Raw genomic sequence first — 15,964 nt, 5'->3', positions numbered from 1 at the left:
TAGCAGGGCAGCGGGCTGCGCCAAGCGGCCAAACGGTGTAAATTGTGGCTTTCCAAACGCACCAAGGAACGCCATGACCATCAAAGCCATCCGCGACCAGTCGCAAGCCATGCGCCACATCGTGCACGTGCGCGATCACATCATTTCCGCCGACGCCTCGGTGGAAGAGGGGGGCGGCGACGCCGGCCCTTCGCCGCACGACCTGTACGACGCCGCCCTGTCGGCCTGCAAGGCGCTCACCGTCGTCTGGTACGCCCGGCACAAGGGCATCCCGCTCGAACACGTGGAAGTGTCGACCGAGCGCGATGCCAGCGAAGAGCGCAAGGGTGTGTACCGCCTGGCCGCCACCCTGCACCTGACGGGCGAGCTGACGGACGCGCAGCGCCAGGAATTGCTGGCCGTGGCCGGCAAATGCCCGATCCACAAGCTGATGACGGCCGTCACCACGGAAATCACGACGGTGCTGGCATGAGCGCGGCCATCCTGAAAAGCCACGAAAAGGACCTGGGCGGCGGCTTCGTCGTGCGCCGTCTGTTGCCTTCCGCGGCAAAACAGGCCGTCGGCCCCTTTATTTTCTTCGACCATTTCGGCCCCATCGACGTGGCGCCCGACGCCAATCACGACGTGCGCCCCCATCCGCATATCGGCCTGGCCACCGTCACCTATCTGTTCGAGGGCGCGATCGACCACCGCGACAGCATCGGCTCGTACCAGCGCATCGAACCGGGCGCCATCAACTGGATGACGGCCGGGCGCGGCATCGTGCATTCGGAACGCACGCCGCACGACCTTGCGGGACAACCGCATCGCACGCACGGCTTGCAGCTGTGGGCCGCGCTGCCGAAGGCGCACGAGGAGGACGAACCGAGTTTCACGCACACGCCGCAAGCCGACATTCCCGTCGTGCCGCTCGATGGCGCCGTGGTGAAGGTGTTGATCGGCACGGCCTTTGGCCAGACCTCGCCCGTGCGCACCTATATGCGGACGGTGTACCTGGACGTGGCGCTGCAGGCGGGGCGCGAGTTGCGCCTGGAAGGCTTGCCGCCGGAAGCGGCGATTTATCCGATCAGCGGGGACGTGCTGGTCGATGGCGTGGCGCTCGTGCCGCACACCATGGCCTTGCTGGAAGCGGGGCCGGTGCCTGTGGTGACGGCAGGCGGCGGCCCGGTGCAGTTCGTCGTCATCGGCGGCGAACCGCTGGACGGCCACCGCTTCCTGTTCTGGAACTTCGTCTCGTCGAGCAAGGAGCGATTGTCGCAGGCGGCCGACGACTGGACCGCCCAGCGCATGGGAGCAGTGCCGGGCGAGACGGAATTCATTCCGCTGCCGAAGGCGCCATTGCGTCCTCCGGCATAAGCGTTTCGTCTAAAATCGCGCGCGCAAGGTCAGTTGCGCCTTGCGCGGCTCGCCATAGAAATTGCCCCACGCCGGCGCGCCCACCGTCTGGTAGTAGCGCTTGTCGAGCAAGTTCGTCACGGACAGCGACGCCGTCCAGTTGCGGTCGATCTGATAAGCGCCGCGCGCGCTGAACAAGGCATACGCGCCTTGCGCCACCGTGACGTTCTGCGTGACGCGCGAGCTCTCCGTCTGGAAGTTCACGCCGCCGCCCACGCTCCACTTTTGCAGGGCGCCGGGCAGGCGGTAGTCGCTCCACGCGCGCAGCATGTGGCGTGGCGAGTAGGTGCTGGCGAACATCACGCCCGCATTCGACGTCTGTTCCAGGTACTTGAAGTTGTTCAGGGTGTAGCCGGCGAACAGCTGCCAGCCCGGCGCCACTTCGCCGCTGATTTCCGCGTCGAGGCCTTCGCTGCGCACCTTGCCCGCCGAGAAATAGCACTCCGTGCCGCTGGAGCAGGTGTTGACCAGGTCGAGCTCCGCGCGGTTGCGCTGCTCGATGCGGAACAGCGCCAGCGAGGTATTGACCTTGCCGTCGAACAGTTCACCCTTGACCCCCACTTCCAGATTGCGCCCCTTGAGCGGGTCGAGCAGCGCGCCTTCGGCCGTGCGCTGGTTTTGCGGCTGGAAGATGTCGGACACGCTGGCGTAGCCGGACCAGCGCTTGTCGAACGCGTAGATCACGCCGCCATACGGCGTGACGACGCCGTTTTCGCGGTAGGGGTCGATGTATACCTCGCCCGTGTCGCGGTACACGCTGCTCCATTTGTAGTTCGATACGCGCGCGCCCGCCACCACGGTGAGCGGATCGCTGACGCTGAAGCGGGCCACGCCATAGGCGCCCGTCTGCGTCATTTTCGTCACGCTGGGATCGCCGCGGTAGCTGTTTTCGCGGAACCAGGCGTCGCTCGGTTCGGCCACGCCGTGATTGGGCCGCAGCGGGTTGTTCGGCTGCTGCAGCAAGGCCAGGCTGAAATCGCTGTCGCTTTCCAGGCGGTTCGTGTTGATGCCGGCGCTGAAACCGTGGCGGCGGCCGAAGGCGTTGAATTTGCCGTCGAGCGACAGGTCGAGTCCCTTGTTGGTGCTGCCGTAGTCGAACACGCCGCCATACATCATCATGCCGGCCATGGTGGCGGGATCGAGCGCGCCCTGGCTGAACATGTATTTCACGTCATGCCGCTCGCGCGTGTAGTTGGCGCTGGCCTTGAGCGACCAGTCGGCGTCGAAGCGGTGCTCGAATTCGGCGAAGACGGCCGTCTGCTTGCTATTCCAGCGGTTCCAGTCGGCGCCGAGGAAGGTTTCGCGCGGCAGTTTCGGGTCGCTGCCATCGCGGTAGCGGGCCATGCCGGAAAAGAACGGCGTCGAATGCAGTTTTTCGTAGCTGGCGCCCGTCGTCAGCTTGCTGCCCGACGCCAGGTCGAATTCCAGCACGCCGTACAGCACGTCGGTGCGGCTGTCGGCCACGTCATAGAAATAATCGCGCTGCTCGTGCGCGGCCACGGCGCGGCCGCGGATGCTGCCCGATGCGTTCAGCGGACCGGTGACGTCGACTTCGCCGCGCACGTCGTTCCAGCGGCCTGCGCTCAGCGCCAGCTGCACCTGCTTTTCCGCCAGCGGACGCTTGCGCACCATGTTGATGGCGGCGCCCGGCGAGCCCGTGCCCTGCAGCAGGCCCGTGGCGCCGCGCACGATTTCCACGCGGTCCAGCACGGCCGTGTTGCTGGTAAAGCTGTTCGCCTGCGGGTAGTACATGGCGCGGTTCACGCCGTCGAACTGGTAAGTGTCGACCATGAAGCCGCGCGAATACACATAGCGCCCGCCCATGGGGCTGTCGTACATGGTGATGCCGGTGGTGTTGGCCAGCACGGCGTCGATGGTGTTGAGGTTCTGATCGTCCATTTTCTGGCGCGTGACGACGCTGACGGATTGCGGAATTTCGCGCAGGGTTTGCACGCCCTTGCCGACGGTGACGGCGCGCGCCGCATACGAGTTGCTGTGTTCACTGACGGGGTCGCGCTCCATGCTGGCGCTGACCGTCACGGGTGTCATGGTCTTTTCCACGCCGGCCGCCGCTGCGGACGATGGCGCCCCCTGGCGCAGCACGTAGGCGCCGTTTGGCAGTTGCACGGCTTCCAGGCCGCTGCCGGCCAGCACCTGGGCAAAGCCCTGGGCTACGCCAAAGCTGCCGCGCACGCCGGGCGAGCGCAGGCCCCGCGTCTGCGCCGGGTCGGTCGACAGGCTGACGCCGGCGGCCACGGCAAAATCGTTAAGGGCGGTGGCCAGCGGGCCGGCCGGTACGGCGTAGGCTTGGGCAGTGGCAGCCTGGCCTTGCGCCAGCGCGGGCGCGGCGACAAAGGCGGCGGGGGCGGCGCAAGCCATGGCGAGGACGGCCAGGCGGATGGCGCGCGCGGCGGGATGGAGGACGGGGGTGGTCAGCTGCATGCTCGGTCTTTCTGCTCTAAGGGATAAGAATTGGCGTGTGAATCGGCTACGTGAATTGGCTACTTATCTAGGAAGCCGAAGCAGCGCAGCGAAACACCAACCCCTGGCGCAAAAAAACTGAAAATAATTATGTGGCCCTGGCCGACACCGTGGCCCAGTAGCGCGTGAAGTACGTCACTTGCAGTCCGTGCGAGACGCACAGGCTTTCCAGCACGGCGTCGATATCGTCGAGCCGGTAAGTGCCCGTGACGGGACGCCGCGCCACGGACGCGTCGCACGCGAGGCGCCCGCGCCGGTAACGCGCCAGCTCCTGCACCAGTTGCTGCAGGGGCCAGTCGGCGGCCACCAGCATGCCGCGCAGCCAGCTGTCCTGGTGCGCGGGCATGGCCAGTACGTCCTCCGAGCCGCTTGCGCTGAAACGCAGCTGCTGGCCCGCTTCCAGGCGGCGCACGGCGTCCGGGCGCGCCGCGCAGCGCACTTCCACGGCGTGTTCGTAGACGCTGACCGTGCTGCCCTGCGCATCGCAGCGCACGCCGAAACGCGTACCGAGCGCGCGGATCACGCCGTGCGGCGTGTCGACGAGGAAGGGACGGGCATCGGATGCCGTCGTGATCATGATTTCGCCATGGTGCAGGCGGATGCGGCGGTGCGTGGCGCCGTAAGCGACATCGAGCGCGCTATCCGTGTTCATTTCCATGCGCCCGCCATCGGCCAGGGTCACGTGGCGGCGCTGGCCCGGCACCGTGCGCATGGACGCCGTCCACGCTTGCCATGGGGCGGATTGCAGGCCCGCCTGGCCCAGCGCGATGCCGCCGCCGGCCGCCACCAGCATGGCCAGCACTTTCGCGGCGGCGCGCCGGCGCTGCTGCGCCGCCTGCAGGGCAGGCATCGCCAGCGCTGCCGGTATCGCGCCCAGCTGGCCGTCCATGCGCTGCAGCAGTTCCCAGGCCCGTTCATGCTCGGCGCTGGCATCGCGCCATGCCTGCAGGGCGGCCGGGTCGGCGCCGCCGCACTGGAGTTCCACATGCCAGTGGGCGGCGGCGGCCAGGACCTTGCGGGCGATGGGAGTGGACGAGGATGCGCCGAACATCAGCCGGCCGCCAGCATCAGGCATTCCGTGTAGGCGCGCACCAGGTGCTTTTTCACGGTGGGTAGGGACACGCCGAGCCGCCGGCTGATGTCGACATAGCTGAGCTCCTCGATTTGCGCCAGCAGGAAGATGTCCCGCGTGCGCGTACCCAGGCGGTCGAGCAGGCGGTCGATGGCCAGCAGGGTTTCGATGATGATGGCATGCGTTTCGGCGCTGATCGATACCGGCTCGGTTTGCTGCGCCAGCGCTTCCAGGTAGGCTTGTTCCAGCGCCTGGCGCCGGTAGCGGTCGATCAGCAAGCCGCGCGCGATGGTCGCCAGGTAGCCGCGCGGTTCGCGCAGCGGTGTCAGCGGTGTCAAATCGCGCTTGCCCAGCAGGCGCAAGAACGTGTCCTGCGCCAGGTCGGCCGCCTCGGCGCGGTTGCCCAGCTTGCCGCGCAGCCAGCCATACAGCCAGCCGTGATGCTCGCTGTACAGGGTGCTCAGGTGATTGGCATGGGCGGGACTGACGGTACTCACTGCGTTCTCCAGGCAAGGGAAGAGCTGGGCTGACGGAACGCGGGGTGCCGGCTGGCTGGGCTGTTTGAGAATGATACTCATTATCACATTGCCATGCGTCTTGCGTCAATTACTGTTGGTCGCCCAGACGCCAGCGCTCCTGCCACTGTTGCAGATCCGTCCAGGCTTGCTGCAGAGCAGCGCCGGACCAGTGCAGCAAGCCATCAAACGCCAGCACAGTGCGCTGCCAGTGGATGCCGTCAAAAAACACGTGGTCGGCCACGATGGTGGCGGCTAGCCAAGCGGCGATGATGACGATGATGTCGTGGCGGCCGCTTTTCCACCAGCGCAGCGAGTGGCGGCGAAAAATCCACGGCACGCCCAGCGGATTGGGCCAGTCGGCCAGCAGATGCATGATGCCGCCGGCAGCAAAGCCGAACAGGGGCGGTGCCCACAGGTGGTGCGGCAATTGCAGATACGTGTAGACGAGCAGGGCGATCCAGGCCAGGCCCCAGTGCGTCCATGTCCGGTGCGTGATCCACAGCTTGTGCGTGCGCGCCCACCAGGCCACTTCCAGCCAGTCCGGCGCCGTGCCGCCCAGTGCTCCCATGACAAAGGCGAGCACGCTCAGCACTTGATAGGGGCCACCGGCGCCAGCGTGCGCGACCAGGGCCGCGGCGATCACGCCGGCAGCCCAACCGGTCGCATGATGCGCTTTGTTGGAAGCCATAGAAAATGTAAAACGCCATGCGTGGCGTTGTGTGAAATGCAGGAGGATATTAACTGGATGAATATACAGTATGCAAGGGCGTGGAGGGGTGCTATTTGCAGAATATCTGCTGATAATTTGTTAAATTGTGTGTCGGGATGGTGTGGCCAGCGGACTCGACAAGTCATGCCGTCCGGTTAATTTTGTTATGCGGCTGATAATGTAATCGGCGCAGGGCGCGCTATGCTGAAAGCAGTTTGACGTTTTGAGGAGGTGTCGCCATGAAAATCCCGCGCGAATTGCAGATTCCCGCCCTCGTGTTTTCGCTGGAAGCGGTGTTTATTATTGGGCTGTCGCTGATTTTTCTCGTGCTCGTGCCCCGTTAGTGATCGGGGGTCGGGGCGTGTTGTATCAGACGGTTAGCACGGTTGTGCTGTCGCACAGCACCGCGCCCTCGGTGCGGATGATCCAGCATTCCGGATACGGTTCGCTGGCGAAGCGGTTGTGCCGCGCGAAGCCGCTGAGCTTGTCGAGCGCGGTGGCGGGGGCCAGCGCCGTTTCCTTGCCGCTGGCCGTGTCCAGGTGCCAGAAACCGCCGTTGCGGTGGAAGAGCACGGGAAGGCAGCTGGCTTGCGGCGTGGCAAGGTGGCTTGCCGGCGTGGGCTGGGTGTCGGGCAGCAGTAAATAAAAGCATTCGGCACGGGCGCCGTGGTCGATGCGGTGCAGGATCACGCCGTGCGCGAGCAGGGCCGTGACGCTGAGCACGACGATGCCCTTGATGCTCGCAGACAATTCGATGCGCATGCCCAAGCGCAGGGGCACGGGCTTGTGCTTGCCGGGCCACACGCCGTCGAGCAGCAGGCCGTAGCGCGACACGTCCTCGATTTCAAAGCCTTGCTGGCTGCGCCGGATGATGGCGTGGCGGCCCGACAGGCGGCGGGTCAAGCCATTGTTGTCCTGGCCGTCGGGGCTGAAATGGCTGAGCAGCACATCGGCTTCCGGGTCCACCAGCTCGAAACGCCCCAGCATGCATTCTTCCAGCGCGAACAGGCGGATCTGGCGCTGTTCGCCCGCTTCCGGCGCCGCATTGACGAGGCAGGCGGCCTGGCTCGGGTGCGGATGGCAGTGGCTGGCGGCGGGCAGGTCGACTTCGATCAACTCCTCGTCCCAGGCTATCGTGGTAAAACCCATGTCGATCTTGCCCTGCGGCGCGGACAGATCCACGTGGGCGATGCCGGCATTGCGCGCCGTCACGTCGAGGTTGCAGCCATCGCCGCCCGTCACGCGGGCGATCGAGGCGTCGTCGGCCATCACGCGCACGTTCTTGTGCGTGCTGAGGAAGATCTGGTGGATTTCCGTCAGGGTTGCGTCGCGTCGCGGCACGAGGATGACGAACGTGCACACCCATTTCTGCGCCACGGCGCCATCGACATGGCTGTGCACTTCCACTTCGATCTGGTATTGCCCGTGTTCTTTGTTGCGCGAGGAAAACTCGACAAACACGGGACGCCAGTCGCCGCGCGTCGTGCGTACGAAATCATGCTGCACGTGCCCGCGCGGGATCAGATCCGAGCGCAGGCGCAAGGTCAGCTGCGGCGCGCAGGCGGCGCTCATGCCGCGCAATTCCATTTTCAGGGTTTGCCGTCCGCCTGCCGCGCGCGGATCGAAGCCGCTGATGTGCAGGTGGGCTTGCACTGGCTGGTAAGCTGATGGCGCCGTTGGCGGCGCAACGGGCGCTGTCGTGGACGCTGGGGTGGCGGCAGAGGCCCCCGCGGAGCGGCTTACCGTTTGAATGGCAGCATCGCGAATAACGGCATCACGAATAACAGCATCGCGAATATCAGAATCATGTGCAGGGGCGTGCGGACGCGCCGTTGCCGATGGTTCGGAACGGGCGCTGCGCAGTGCGGTCAACAGGTCGTAGCTGCTGGAGGCAGTCGTTGCTTGCGGGTGGTTGCCCGCGCAGACTGTTTCCCCAGGCAAGACCCAGAACGTACAGTGCGGGTGCTCCGGGTTGCTGCATTTTTTCATGACATTCTGACTCGAATCGAGCGGGGACATTCTGCCCTCTGTTATACATGAGAGCTTACGCGCTTTTGCGCCTGCTTGGCAACTTTCGCAGCGTCGGAACGCGCTCTTTTTGCCCAAATTCGTGCCTCTGGTCACACCTTGCCATGAATGCCATGGAAACTATTTCTTAAAAACACATTTTATATCTTTTTTGATATGTTGTTTTGCCAGCAGTGTCTTAGCCGCGCCGTTTGCTGACGATGACTTCCAGATACTCGCCCGGCACCACCAGCGAGTGGGCGCCGGCCGTATTCAGGCGTTCAAGCATGGCGAGCAGTTCCTGTTCCAGCGCTCCGGCGCCAGTCGCGTCGAGCGCGGCAAACGCCTTGTGGACGGGGCCGTAATAGTCGCGGAAGATTTGCAGCCAGTGTTGGGCGGAAGCGTAGCGGAAATTGAAGACCTTGCTTTGGCCGTGCACCTGCTCCGCCCCCTGGCCGAACAGGTCGCGCACATACGCCTCTTCGCCCCAGCGGGCCGGCGACACCATGCCTGCCGGGGGCGGCACATACTTGCCTATGGTCTTGAACAGTTGCCCGACAAAGCCGTCCGGCGTCCAGTTGGCCATGCCGATGCGTCCGCCGGGGCGCACCACGCGCAGCATTTCGCTGGCCGCGCGCTGGTGGTCGGGCGCGAACATCACGCCAAAAGTCGACAGGGCCGCGTCGAAACTGGCATCGGCGAAGGGCAGGGCTTCGGCGTCGGCCACGCGGAAAGTCACGGCCAGCCCTTCCGCCTCGGCGCGTGCGCGGCCCTTGTCCAGCAGCGCCGGCACATAATCGGTGGACACTACACGGGCAAAGCGGCGTGCGGCCGCCAGGGTGGCGTTGCCGTTGCCGGCGGCGATGTCGATGACGTCTTCGTGGGCGCGGATATCGGCGGCCTCGGCCAGCGATTCGCCAACCGGCTGCAGGGTCACGCCGATGATGGCGAAGTCGCCGCTGGCCCAGCTCGCTTGCTGGCGCTGCTTGATGGCGGCGTAGTCGGGTGCGCCTGTGGCGGCCTGCGGTGTCGGGATGGTGTTGCTCATGGCGTGCTCCTGACGTTGGAGAAGTCATTCCGTCAGACCGCGTGCGGTGACCGTGGTTCCTTTTATTCGGTCCGTCGTGAGCGCGGCGGCGTTTTGCATTATGCTGGCGCAACAGTTCCCCCGCGCCGCCTGATGCCGAAAGATGACCATGCCTGCCCAACGCCCGCTCCAGCTTGCCATTGCCTATGGCGCCACCTTGTGTGTGTTTCTGGCCATCGATGCCCTGTGGCTGGCCGTGTTGATGAAGCCCGTGTACGCCGCGGCGCTGGGGCCGCTGCTGGCGGACACGCCACGCTGGGCGCCGGCCGTGCTGTTTTATTTGCTGTATGTGGCGGGGCTGGTGGTGTTTGCCATTTTGCCCGGCTTGCGCGCGCGCCGTGGACGCACGGCGGCAGCGCTGGGAGCGCTGCTCGGCCTGCTTGCCTACGGTACCTATGATTTGAGCAACTATGCGACCTTGCGCGACTGGCCGCTGGCCTTGACGGCGATCGACATGGCCTGGGGCAGCGTGCTGTCGGCCGTGTCGGCAACTGCCGGCTACCTGGCCGCTAGCCGATCGGAACGGTGAACTCCGCCTCGAAGCGCAGCGCCAGCATGGTAATGTTGTCGCTATGCAAGCCTTTTGGCGGATGCAAGACAAAGTCGTCGAACAGGGCACTGACGGCCTGCGCCGCAGTCTTGCCGGCGCACAGGGCGGGCCAGCGGGCCGTGAGTGCCAGCGGATCCTCGCACGCCCAGAAGCCGTCGCTGGCCAGCAGATAGTGGGCGCCGGGACGCACGCGCAGCACGCGGCGGTCGCCCAGGTGCGCGAGGAAGGGCGGCAAGGTGGCCGCGTCGAGGCCGATCAAGGGCTTGTCGAGCTGCAAGCTGTCGCTGATGGCGTTGCCTAAAATAAAGGCCTGCGAGATTTGCGGATGGTGTTCGCCATGCACGGCGGCGCGCCAGCGGGTCTCGTCGAGTGCGCCGCGCATGGCGTACACGGTGGCCGGCACGTGGTCGACGGTGAGGATGCCGGCCACCCCGTCGGCAATTTCATACAGGCGCGAATCGCCCACGTGATACAGCAGCGGCGCTTCGCCGGGCGGTACTTCCAGCAAGGTCAGGGTGGTGCCGGGCGGACGCGCCTGGGCTGGCGCGGTCCTGGCGAAGGTGTCCTGCAAGCGCGTGTGCAACTGGTCGAGCCAGCCTGCCAGGCTGGCCGTGTCGAGACAGGCGGGCATGGCCAGCAAGCCTTGCACGGCCGCCTCCGCCGCTTCGCGCCCATGGCCGTGGCCGCCCATGCCGTCGAGCACGGCGGCGCGCACATGGCCGCGCGGCCAGCCCGGCACCTGGCAGTGGAACGGCGCCTGCCGCGACAGGCACACGGCGTGGCCGCTGGCATCGATCAGCAGGAAGTTATCCTGGTTTTCGCGGCGCGGCATGGCGCCCGCGCCCACGCTGGTGCCGGCGGCGGCATCGAGCCAGGGGCCAAAGTCGAGCCCGTCTTTGATTAAATGCATCGGTTGTTGCGGTCCAGGCGGCCAGCAATGTTGATCGTAGGACACAGCTTAGCCGAAATCGTGCGGGGGCGATACCTTGCCTGTCGCGCAAAAAAACCTGCGGCAGCAAGCTGGCGCAGGTTTTTCATGGTGCAGTGTGGGGCGGTGCTTAACGGCGATGGCCCCAGCCATGGCCGTGACCATGGCCACGGTCATAGTAGTCGCGGCGGCCATAATCACGGTAGTAGCCGCGGCCCGGTTGCACGTAGACGACAGCCGGCGGGCCGTAGTAGCGCGGTGGCGGCGCATAGTACACGGGTTGCGGCGCCGGGGCGTAGTACACCGGTTGCGGCGCAGGCGCATAATAGGTTTCGCGGTAGCCGCCGCGATAGCCGCCACGGTCGTAATAACGGTCATTCGTGCTGATGCTGTTGCCGACGGCGGCGCCCAGCACGCCACCGACGATCGCGCCATTGCGCCCGCCGGTGCTGTTGCCAATGGCCGCTCCGACAACGGCGCCTGCAACGGTATTGAAGTCGCGGTCACCGGCGACTGCGGCCGAAGACACAGCCACTGCCGCTACCATTACCGCACCCAGGAGTTTCTTGTTCAACATGGCATTTCCTTCCATTCCGGCGAGATCACAATGATCTGCATGAAGTGGACTATATCTGCTGCCGCAAGCTTGTTCCATGTCTAATACAACTTATTACAATCCCGCCACGGCCGTAACAAGTCAGCGCCGGCGCGCCTGCCATTCGGGACGAAGCAGGCTGTACATTTTGACATCGCGCATCACGCCATTGATGAAGAAGGCCTGGCGTATCAAGCCTTCCTGGGTAAAGCCGTTCTTTTGCGCGATGCGCTCGGAGCCGATGTTCAGTGGATCCATCAGCAGCTCCAGCCGGTGATACGGATAGGCGCTGAACAGGTAATCGACCACCAGGCGCGTCGCTTCGCTCATGTAGCCTTGCCCGTCGCGCTGCCGGTCGAACAGGCGGTAACCGATCTCGCGCGAGGCTGGCGTGCGGCTCTTGAAGTGCGTGATCGTGCCGATGATGTGCTGTGAGTGATCTTCGATGAGGAACAATTCGCTGTCCTCGGTGACAAAGCCCGATTGCAGGAAATCGCGCCGCATGGCCTCGGGCGACTTGAATTGCATGGAGAAAAATTCGCCGCGCGAGGGCAGGTCGTTGACGAGGGAAATATAGGTATTCAGGTCGGCGGCTTGCAAGTGCCGGATGGTGCAGAGGGTTCCCTTGAGCATGTCGGTTTCCGGTAGCGATCACGAATCCTGATGGTAATCGACTCCGGGGGGAACAGGCAATCGATCCCGTAAAAGTTGCTGCAATGACAGAACAAATACGCTATCGTAGAAAGCCGCGCCTTGCCCATGGCCAAGGCGTACCCGTTTCGACCTCGTTGACTGGATCTGATATCACATGCCTACCATCCTGACTGGCGCGCCATTGCGCCGTTCCGTTTTATCCATCGCCCTTGGCTGCATCGTCAGCGCCGGGGTCTTTGCCGCCGCGCCAGGCAATACCCCGCAAGCGCTGGCGCAGGTGCGCGACACGGCGCTGCACAGCGACTGGGCCTATGCCCGCCTGGCCGACATGACGGATCTGATCGGCCCGCGCCTGTCCGGTTCCGCCGGTGCTGCCGCCGCCGTGCGGCAGGTGGCCGACGCCATGCGCCAGCTGGGCGCCACCGTCACCTTGCAGCCCGTGAAAGTGCCGCACTGGGTGCGCGGCGTGGAAACGGCGGAAATCGTCGATTATGCGGGCCGTCCGCAGGGCGTGTCGCAGCGCGTGGTGCTGACGGCCCTGGGCGGCTCGGGCGCGACGCCGGCCGCCGGCCTGACGGCGCCCCTCATCATCGTCAAGAGCCTGGAAGAACTCAAGGCGCGCGCGCCGGAAGTGAAGGGCGCCATCGTGCTGATCGACACGCCGTTCGACCAGGAGATGGCCGAGCGGGGCCTGGCCGGCGTCACCTATGGCCAGGGTTCGCGCTCGCGCTTCCTCGGGCCGAAGGCGGCGGCCGACCTGGGCGCGGCCGCTGCGCTGGTGCGCTCGATCGGCGGCGCGAACTTCCGCATCCCGCACGCGGGCGCCACTGGGCTGGACGACAACAAGCGCATTCCGGCCGCCGCCGTCACCGTGGAAGACGCCTTGCTGATCGGCCGCCTGGCCGCGCGCGGGCCCTTGAAAATGCACCTGACCCTGACGCCTCAAAACCTGCCGGAAGCGGACAGCTACAACGTGATCGCCGACTGGCCGGGCACGGACAAGGCCGACGAAGTGGTGGTGGTCTCGGGCCACCTCGATTCCTGGGACCTGGCGACGGGCGCGCATGACGACGGCGCCGGCGTGGTGGCGGCCATGGGCGTGGTGGAAACCCTGAAAAAACTCGACTACCGCCCGCGCCGTACCATCCGCGTGATCGCCTGGATGAACGAGGAGAACGGCGGGCGCGGTGGCCAGGCCTATTTCGAGGCCCACAAGCAGGCGCTCGGCAAACAATATGCGGCCATCGAGATGGACAGCGGCGCCGGCCGCCCGTTCGGCATCCTCGCCAGCGTGGGGTCGAAGTCGGAAAAACTGTTTGCCCCGCTGCGCGCAGCCCTGCAACCGATGGGCGCGCACGCGTTCACGCGCCGCGACGCGCTGGGCACGGGCGACTTGCACCGCCTGGAAACGGGTGGCGTGCCCAGTTTCGAGCCGCTGGTCGACAGCCACAGCTACTTCCACTACCATCACACGCCGGCCGACACCCTGGACAAGGTCGACCCGGATAACCTCAAGCGCAACGTGGCGCTGATGTCGTCGCTGGCCTGGTTCCTGGCCAATATCGACGGCGAGATCGGCCGCGCGCCGGAGCAGGGCGAGTAAGCGCCAATAGCGCGGGCCGCCCTTGACCGGCGGGCTGCCCGCGATGCCGGGCCCGCGGAAKGCAGCGTCACGCGCGCCGCGCGGCGCTTGCGCCTCAGTCCATCGGCCATGAGCCGCGCCCTGGCGCGCCTGCGCGAGACGACCGGCGATCCGCTGCTCGTGCGCGCCGGGCGTGAACTCGTGCCGACGCCGCGCGCGCTGGAATTGCGCGAACGGGTGGGGCCCCTGGTGGGCGAGGTGCTGGCCGTGCTGGGACCGGCGCAACGGCTCGATCCGCGCCAGCTGGAGCAGACGTTCACGCTGCGTTCGAGCGACGGTTTCGTGGAAAATTTCGGTCCCGCGCTGCTTGCGCATATCGGCGCGCAGGCGCCCGGCGTGCGTCTGCGCTTCGTGCAAAAGGTCGACCGTGAAAGCGTGCAGCTGCGCGAGGGCAGCATCGACCTGGAGACGGGCGTGATCGGCAGTTTCACGAGTCCGGAAGTGCGCACGCGCCGCCTGTTCGGCGACCGTTTCGTGGGCGTGGTGCGCAGCGGCCATGCGCTGGCGCAGGGCGAGATCAGCGCCGAGCGCTATGCGGCCGGCCAGCACGTGCTGGTGGCGCGGCGCGACCAGGATAAGGGACCGATGGATGACGCGCTGGCCGCGCTGGGACTGCAGCGCAGCATCACCAGCATCGTCGGCGGCTTTACGGCGGCGCTGGCGCTGGCCGCCGGCTCCGACCTGATCGCCACCGTGCCGGAGCGGCATACGGGCAATCTGCGCGCCGGCATGTTCAGCTTTGCGCTGCCGCTGCGCATGCCGGACCTGACTGTTTCCCTGATGTGGCATCCGCGCATGGATGCCGACCCCGCCCACCGCTGGCTGCGCGGCTGCGTGGTCGACGCCTGCGCGGCCAGAAGCGCCGCGGGCTCATGCCGCCGCGCGTCTCCAGAAGGCGTAGGGGGCTTGGTCAGGGCGCGGCCGAGCGCGAAAATGGCCAGCGCGGCGAGTATCAGCGCGCTGGCGACGGCAAAGGTGGCGTGCATGCCACGGATCATGGCGGCTGGCTGGGCGCTGGCGAGATCGCTGGCGCTGGCAGCGAAGACGGCGCCCATCACGGAGGCGCCCGTGACGAGGCCCAGATTGCGCGACAGATTGAGCATGCCGGAAATGAGGCCGCGCTGGTCGGGGACGATGTCGCCCATCACGGCCGTATTGTTGGCCGCCTGGAACAGCGCGTAGCTGGCCGTGAGCAGCATGATCGGTGCGACGTAGCCGGGGATGCCCAGGCTGGCGGGCATCAGCGACAGCGCCAGGCAGGCGGCGGCCGCGCCGCACAGGCCTGCGCCGCCCATGCGCTGCGCGCCGTAGCGGTCCACCAGCCAGCCGGACGGCACGCCGCAGAACGCCGCCACCAGCGGTCCGGCCGCCAGCACCATGCCGGTGACGGCCGTGCCCAGACACAGGCCGCGCGCCAGGTAGAACGGGCCGACCACCAGGGTGGACATCATGACCGTCGACACCAGCATGCTGGTCGCCAGGCCCGCGCTGAGCACGGGAGCGCGCAGCATGGCCAGGCGGATCAGCGGCGCCGGCGCCTTCAGTTCCACATACACGAACAGGGCGGCGCCCACGCAGGCGGCCAGCAGCAGCGCCACGTTGCGCATGCCGAAATGGCCGCGCCCCAGCGTCATGGCCAGCGCATAGGCGGCCAGGGTCAGCGCCAGCAGCAGGGTGCCGCGGTGGTCGAACACGGGCCGCTTGGCGTTGGCGCCGCGCTGGTCGGCCGGCAGGAAGCGCCAGGCCATCAGCAGCGCCACGCCCGCCAGCGGCACGTTGACGAGAAAGATAGATTGCCAGCCGAAGCGGGCGATCAGCAGGCCGCCCAGCGCGGGGCCGAGCGTGGTGCCGACGGCCGACATGGTGCCGAGCAGGCCCATGGCGCTGCCCGTTCTGGCCTTGGGCACGATGCTGCCGACGAAGGCCATGGTCAGCGCCATCATGACGGACGCGCCCAGGCCCTGCAGGGCGCGCGCGGCGACCAGCAGCCACAAGGTGGGCGCCAGCGCGCACAGGATGGAGGCAACGGCGAACAGGGCGATGCCGGCCAGCAGCAGGCGGCGCCGGCCGATCATGTCGCCGAGGCGGCCCACGCTGACGATCAGCGCGGTGATGGCCAGCAGGTAGGACAGCACGATCCATTGCACATCCTGGAACGGCGCATGCAGGGCCCTGGCCATGTCGGGCAGGCCCACGTTGGCGATGCTGGTGCCCAGCGCGGGCAGCAGCATCGCGAGGGACAGGCTGGCAAGGGCGCCGCGCACGGGTAGCGGGCCGGCCTGCTGCTCGGGTGGTACGGGTTTTGACGGCGAATTCATAAGGTGGC

Annotated in this window: 13 protein-coding genes and 2 pseudogenes; 5 read left to right on the top strand and 10 right to left on the bottom strand. The window is 66.4% G+C overall.

What is annotated here, in order from left to right:
- Positions 1-73: 73 nt before the first annotated feature.
- Both AC4BCN_RS19190 and AC4BCN_RS19185 read left to right on the top strand, forming a co-directional pair.
- Complete coding sequence (locus tag AC4BCN_RS19190) at positions 74-472, top strand: OsmC family protein (protein WP_230539349.1); 399 nt, start codon at positions 74-76, stop codon at positions 470-472.
- The gene (locus AC4BCN_RS19185) at positions 469-1,356 is read left to right on the top strand and encodes a pirin family protein (RefSeq protein WP_490491518.1); all 888 of its coding nucleotides are present in this window, start codon (positions 469-471) and stop codon (positions 1,354-1,356) included. Before AC4BCN_RS19190 ends, AC4BCN_RS19185 begins: the two co-directional genes overlap by 4 nt.
- A gap of 9 nt (positions 1,357-1,365) precedes the next feature.
- Here the strand turns inward: AC4BCN_RS19185 and AC4BCN_RS19180 are convergent, their stop codons facing one another.
- The 6 genes from AC4BCN_RS19180 to AC4BCN_RS19155 form a co-directional block, all read right to left on the bottom strand.
- The gene (locus AC4BCN_RS19180) at positions 1,366-3,837 is read right to left on the bottom strand and encodes a TonB-dependent siderophore receptor (protein ID WP_490491517.1); all 2,472 of its coding nucleotides are present in this window, start codon (positions 3,835-3,837) and stop codon (positions 1,366-1,368) included.
- A gap of 127 nt (positions 3,838-3,964) precedes the next feature.
- On the bottom strand, positions 3,965-4,927 hold the full coding sequence (locus AC4BCN_RS19175; protein ID WP_490491516.1) for a FecR domain-containing protein: 963 nt from the start codon (positions 4,925-4,927) through the stop codon (positions 3,965-3,967).
- Entirely contained in the window at positions 4,927-5,445 is a 519-nt protein-coding gene (locus tag AC4BCN_RS19170) for a sigma-70 family RNA polymerase sigma factor (protein ID WP_490491515.1), read from the bottom strand. Before AC4BCN_RS19170 ends, AC4BCN_RS19175 begins: the two co-directional genes overlap by 1 nt.
- A 109-nt stretch (positions 5,446-5,554) precedes the next feature.
- Positions 5,555-6,154 carry a metal-dependent hydrolase gene (locus AC4BCN_RS19165; protein ID WP_034751900.1) on the bottom strand — a complete coding sequence of 200 codons (600 nt, stop codon included), beginning with the start codon at positions 6,152-6,154 and terminating at the stop codon, positions 5,555-5,557.
- 390 nt (positions 6,155-6,544) lie between these two features.
- Positions 6,545-8,164, bottom strand: a complete 1,620-nt coding sequence (locus AC4BCN_RS19160) for an FHA domain-containing protein (protein WP_490491514.1) — start codon at positions 8,162-8,164, stop codon at positions 6,545-6,547.
- 217 nt (positions 8,165-8,381) lie between these two features.
- Positions 8,382-9,230, bottom strand: a complete 849-nt coding sequence (locus AC4BCN_RS19155) for a class I SAM-dependent methyltransferase (RefSeq protein ID WP_490491513.1) — start codon at positions 9,228-9,230, stop codon at positions 8,382-8,384.
- A gap of 148 nt (positions 9,231-9,378) precedes the next feature.
- Here AC4BCN_RS19155 and AC4BCN_RS19150 point away from each other — a divergent pair, with 148 nt between their 5' ends.
- Positions 9,379-9,798, top strand: a complete 420-nt coding sequence (locus AC4BCN_RS19150) for a DUF2177 family protein (RefSeq protein ID WP_490491512.1) — start codon at positions 9,379-9,381, stop codon at positions 9,796-9,798.
- On the opposite strand, the gene AC4BCN_RS19145 is transcribed toward AC4BCN_RS19150, so the two are convergent.
- The 3 genes from AC4BCN_RS19145 to AC4BCN_RS19135 all read right to left on the bottom strand — a co-directional run bounded on the left by AC4BCN_RS19145 (position 9,779) and on the right by AC4BCN_RS19135 (position 11,975).
- Positions 9,779-10,729 (bottom strand): PP2C family protein-serine/threonine phosphatase, encoded by a 951-nt coding sequence (locus AC4BCN_RS19145; RefSeq protein WP_490491511.1) that lies wholly within the window; start codon positions 10,727-10,729, stop codon positions 9,779-9,781. The genes AC4BCN_RS19150 and AC4BCN_RS19145 overlap by 20 nt on opposite strands.
- Positions 10,730-10,877: 148 nt before the next feature.
- Complete coding sequence (locus AC4BCN_RS19140; RefSeq protein WP_490491510.1) at positions 10,878-11,324, bottom strand: glycine zipper 2TM domain-containing protein; 447 nt, start codon at positions 11,322-11,324, stop codon at positions 10,878-10,880.
- Between the two features lie 120 nt (positions 11,325-11,444).
- Positions 11,445-11,975: a GNAT family N-acetyltransferase gene (locus tag AC4BCN_RS19135; RefSeq protein WP_128142713.1), complete on the bottom strand. Its 531-nt coding sequence runs from the start codon at positions 11,973-11,975 to the stop codon at positions 11,445-11,447.
- Positions 11,976-12,150: 175 nt separating this feature from the next.
- On the opposite strand from AC4BCN_RS19135, the gene AC4BCN_RS19130 reads away from it, so the two are divergent.
- Positions 12,151-13,599, top strand: a complete 1,449-nt coding sequence (locus tag AC4BCN_RS19130) for a M20/M25/M40 family metallo-hydrolase (protein WP_490491509.1) — start codon at positions 12,151-12,153, stop codon at positions 13,597-13,599.
- Between the two features lie 6 nt (positions 13,600-13,605).
- Positions 13,606-14,493, top strand: a pseudogene (locus AC4BCN_RS19125) (LysR family transcriptional regulator); the annotation flags it as partial.
- 56 nt (positions 14,494-14,549) lie between these two features.
- Here AC4BCN_RS19125 and AC4BCN_RS19120 read toward each other — a convergent pair.
- A pseudogene (locus tag AC4BCN_RS19120) lies at positions 14,550-15,956 on the bottom strand (MFS transporter); the annotation flags it as partial.
- Between the last annotated feature and the right edge of the window lie 8 nt (positions 15,957-15,964).

The organism is Janthinobacterium sp. Bl 1 (genome assembly GCF_058215535.1).
This window is presented reverse-complemented; position numbering and strand designations above follow the sequence as displayed.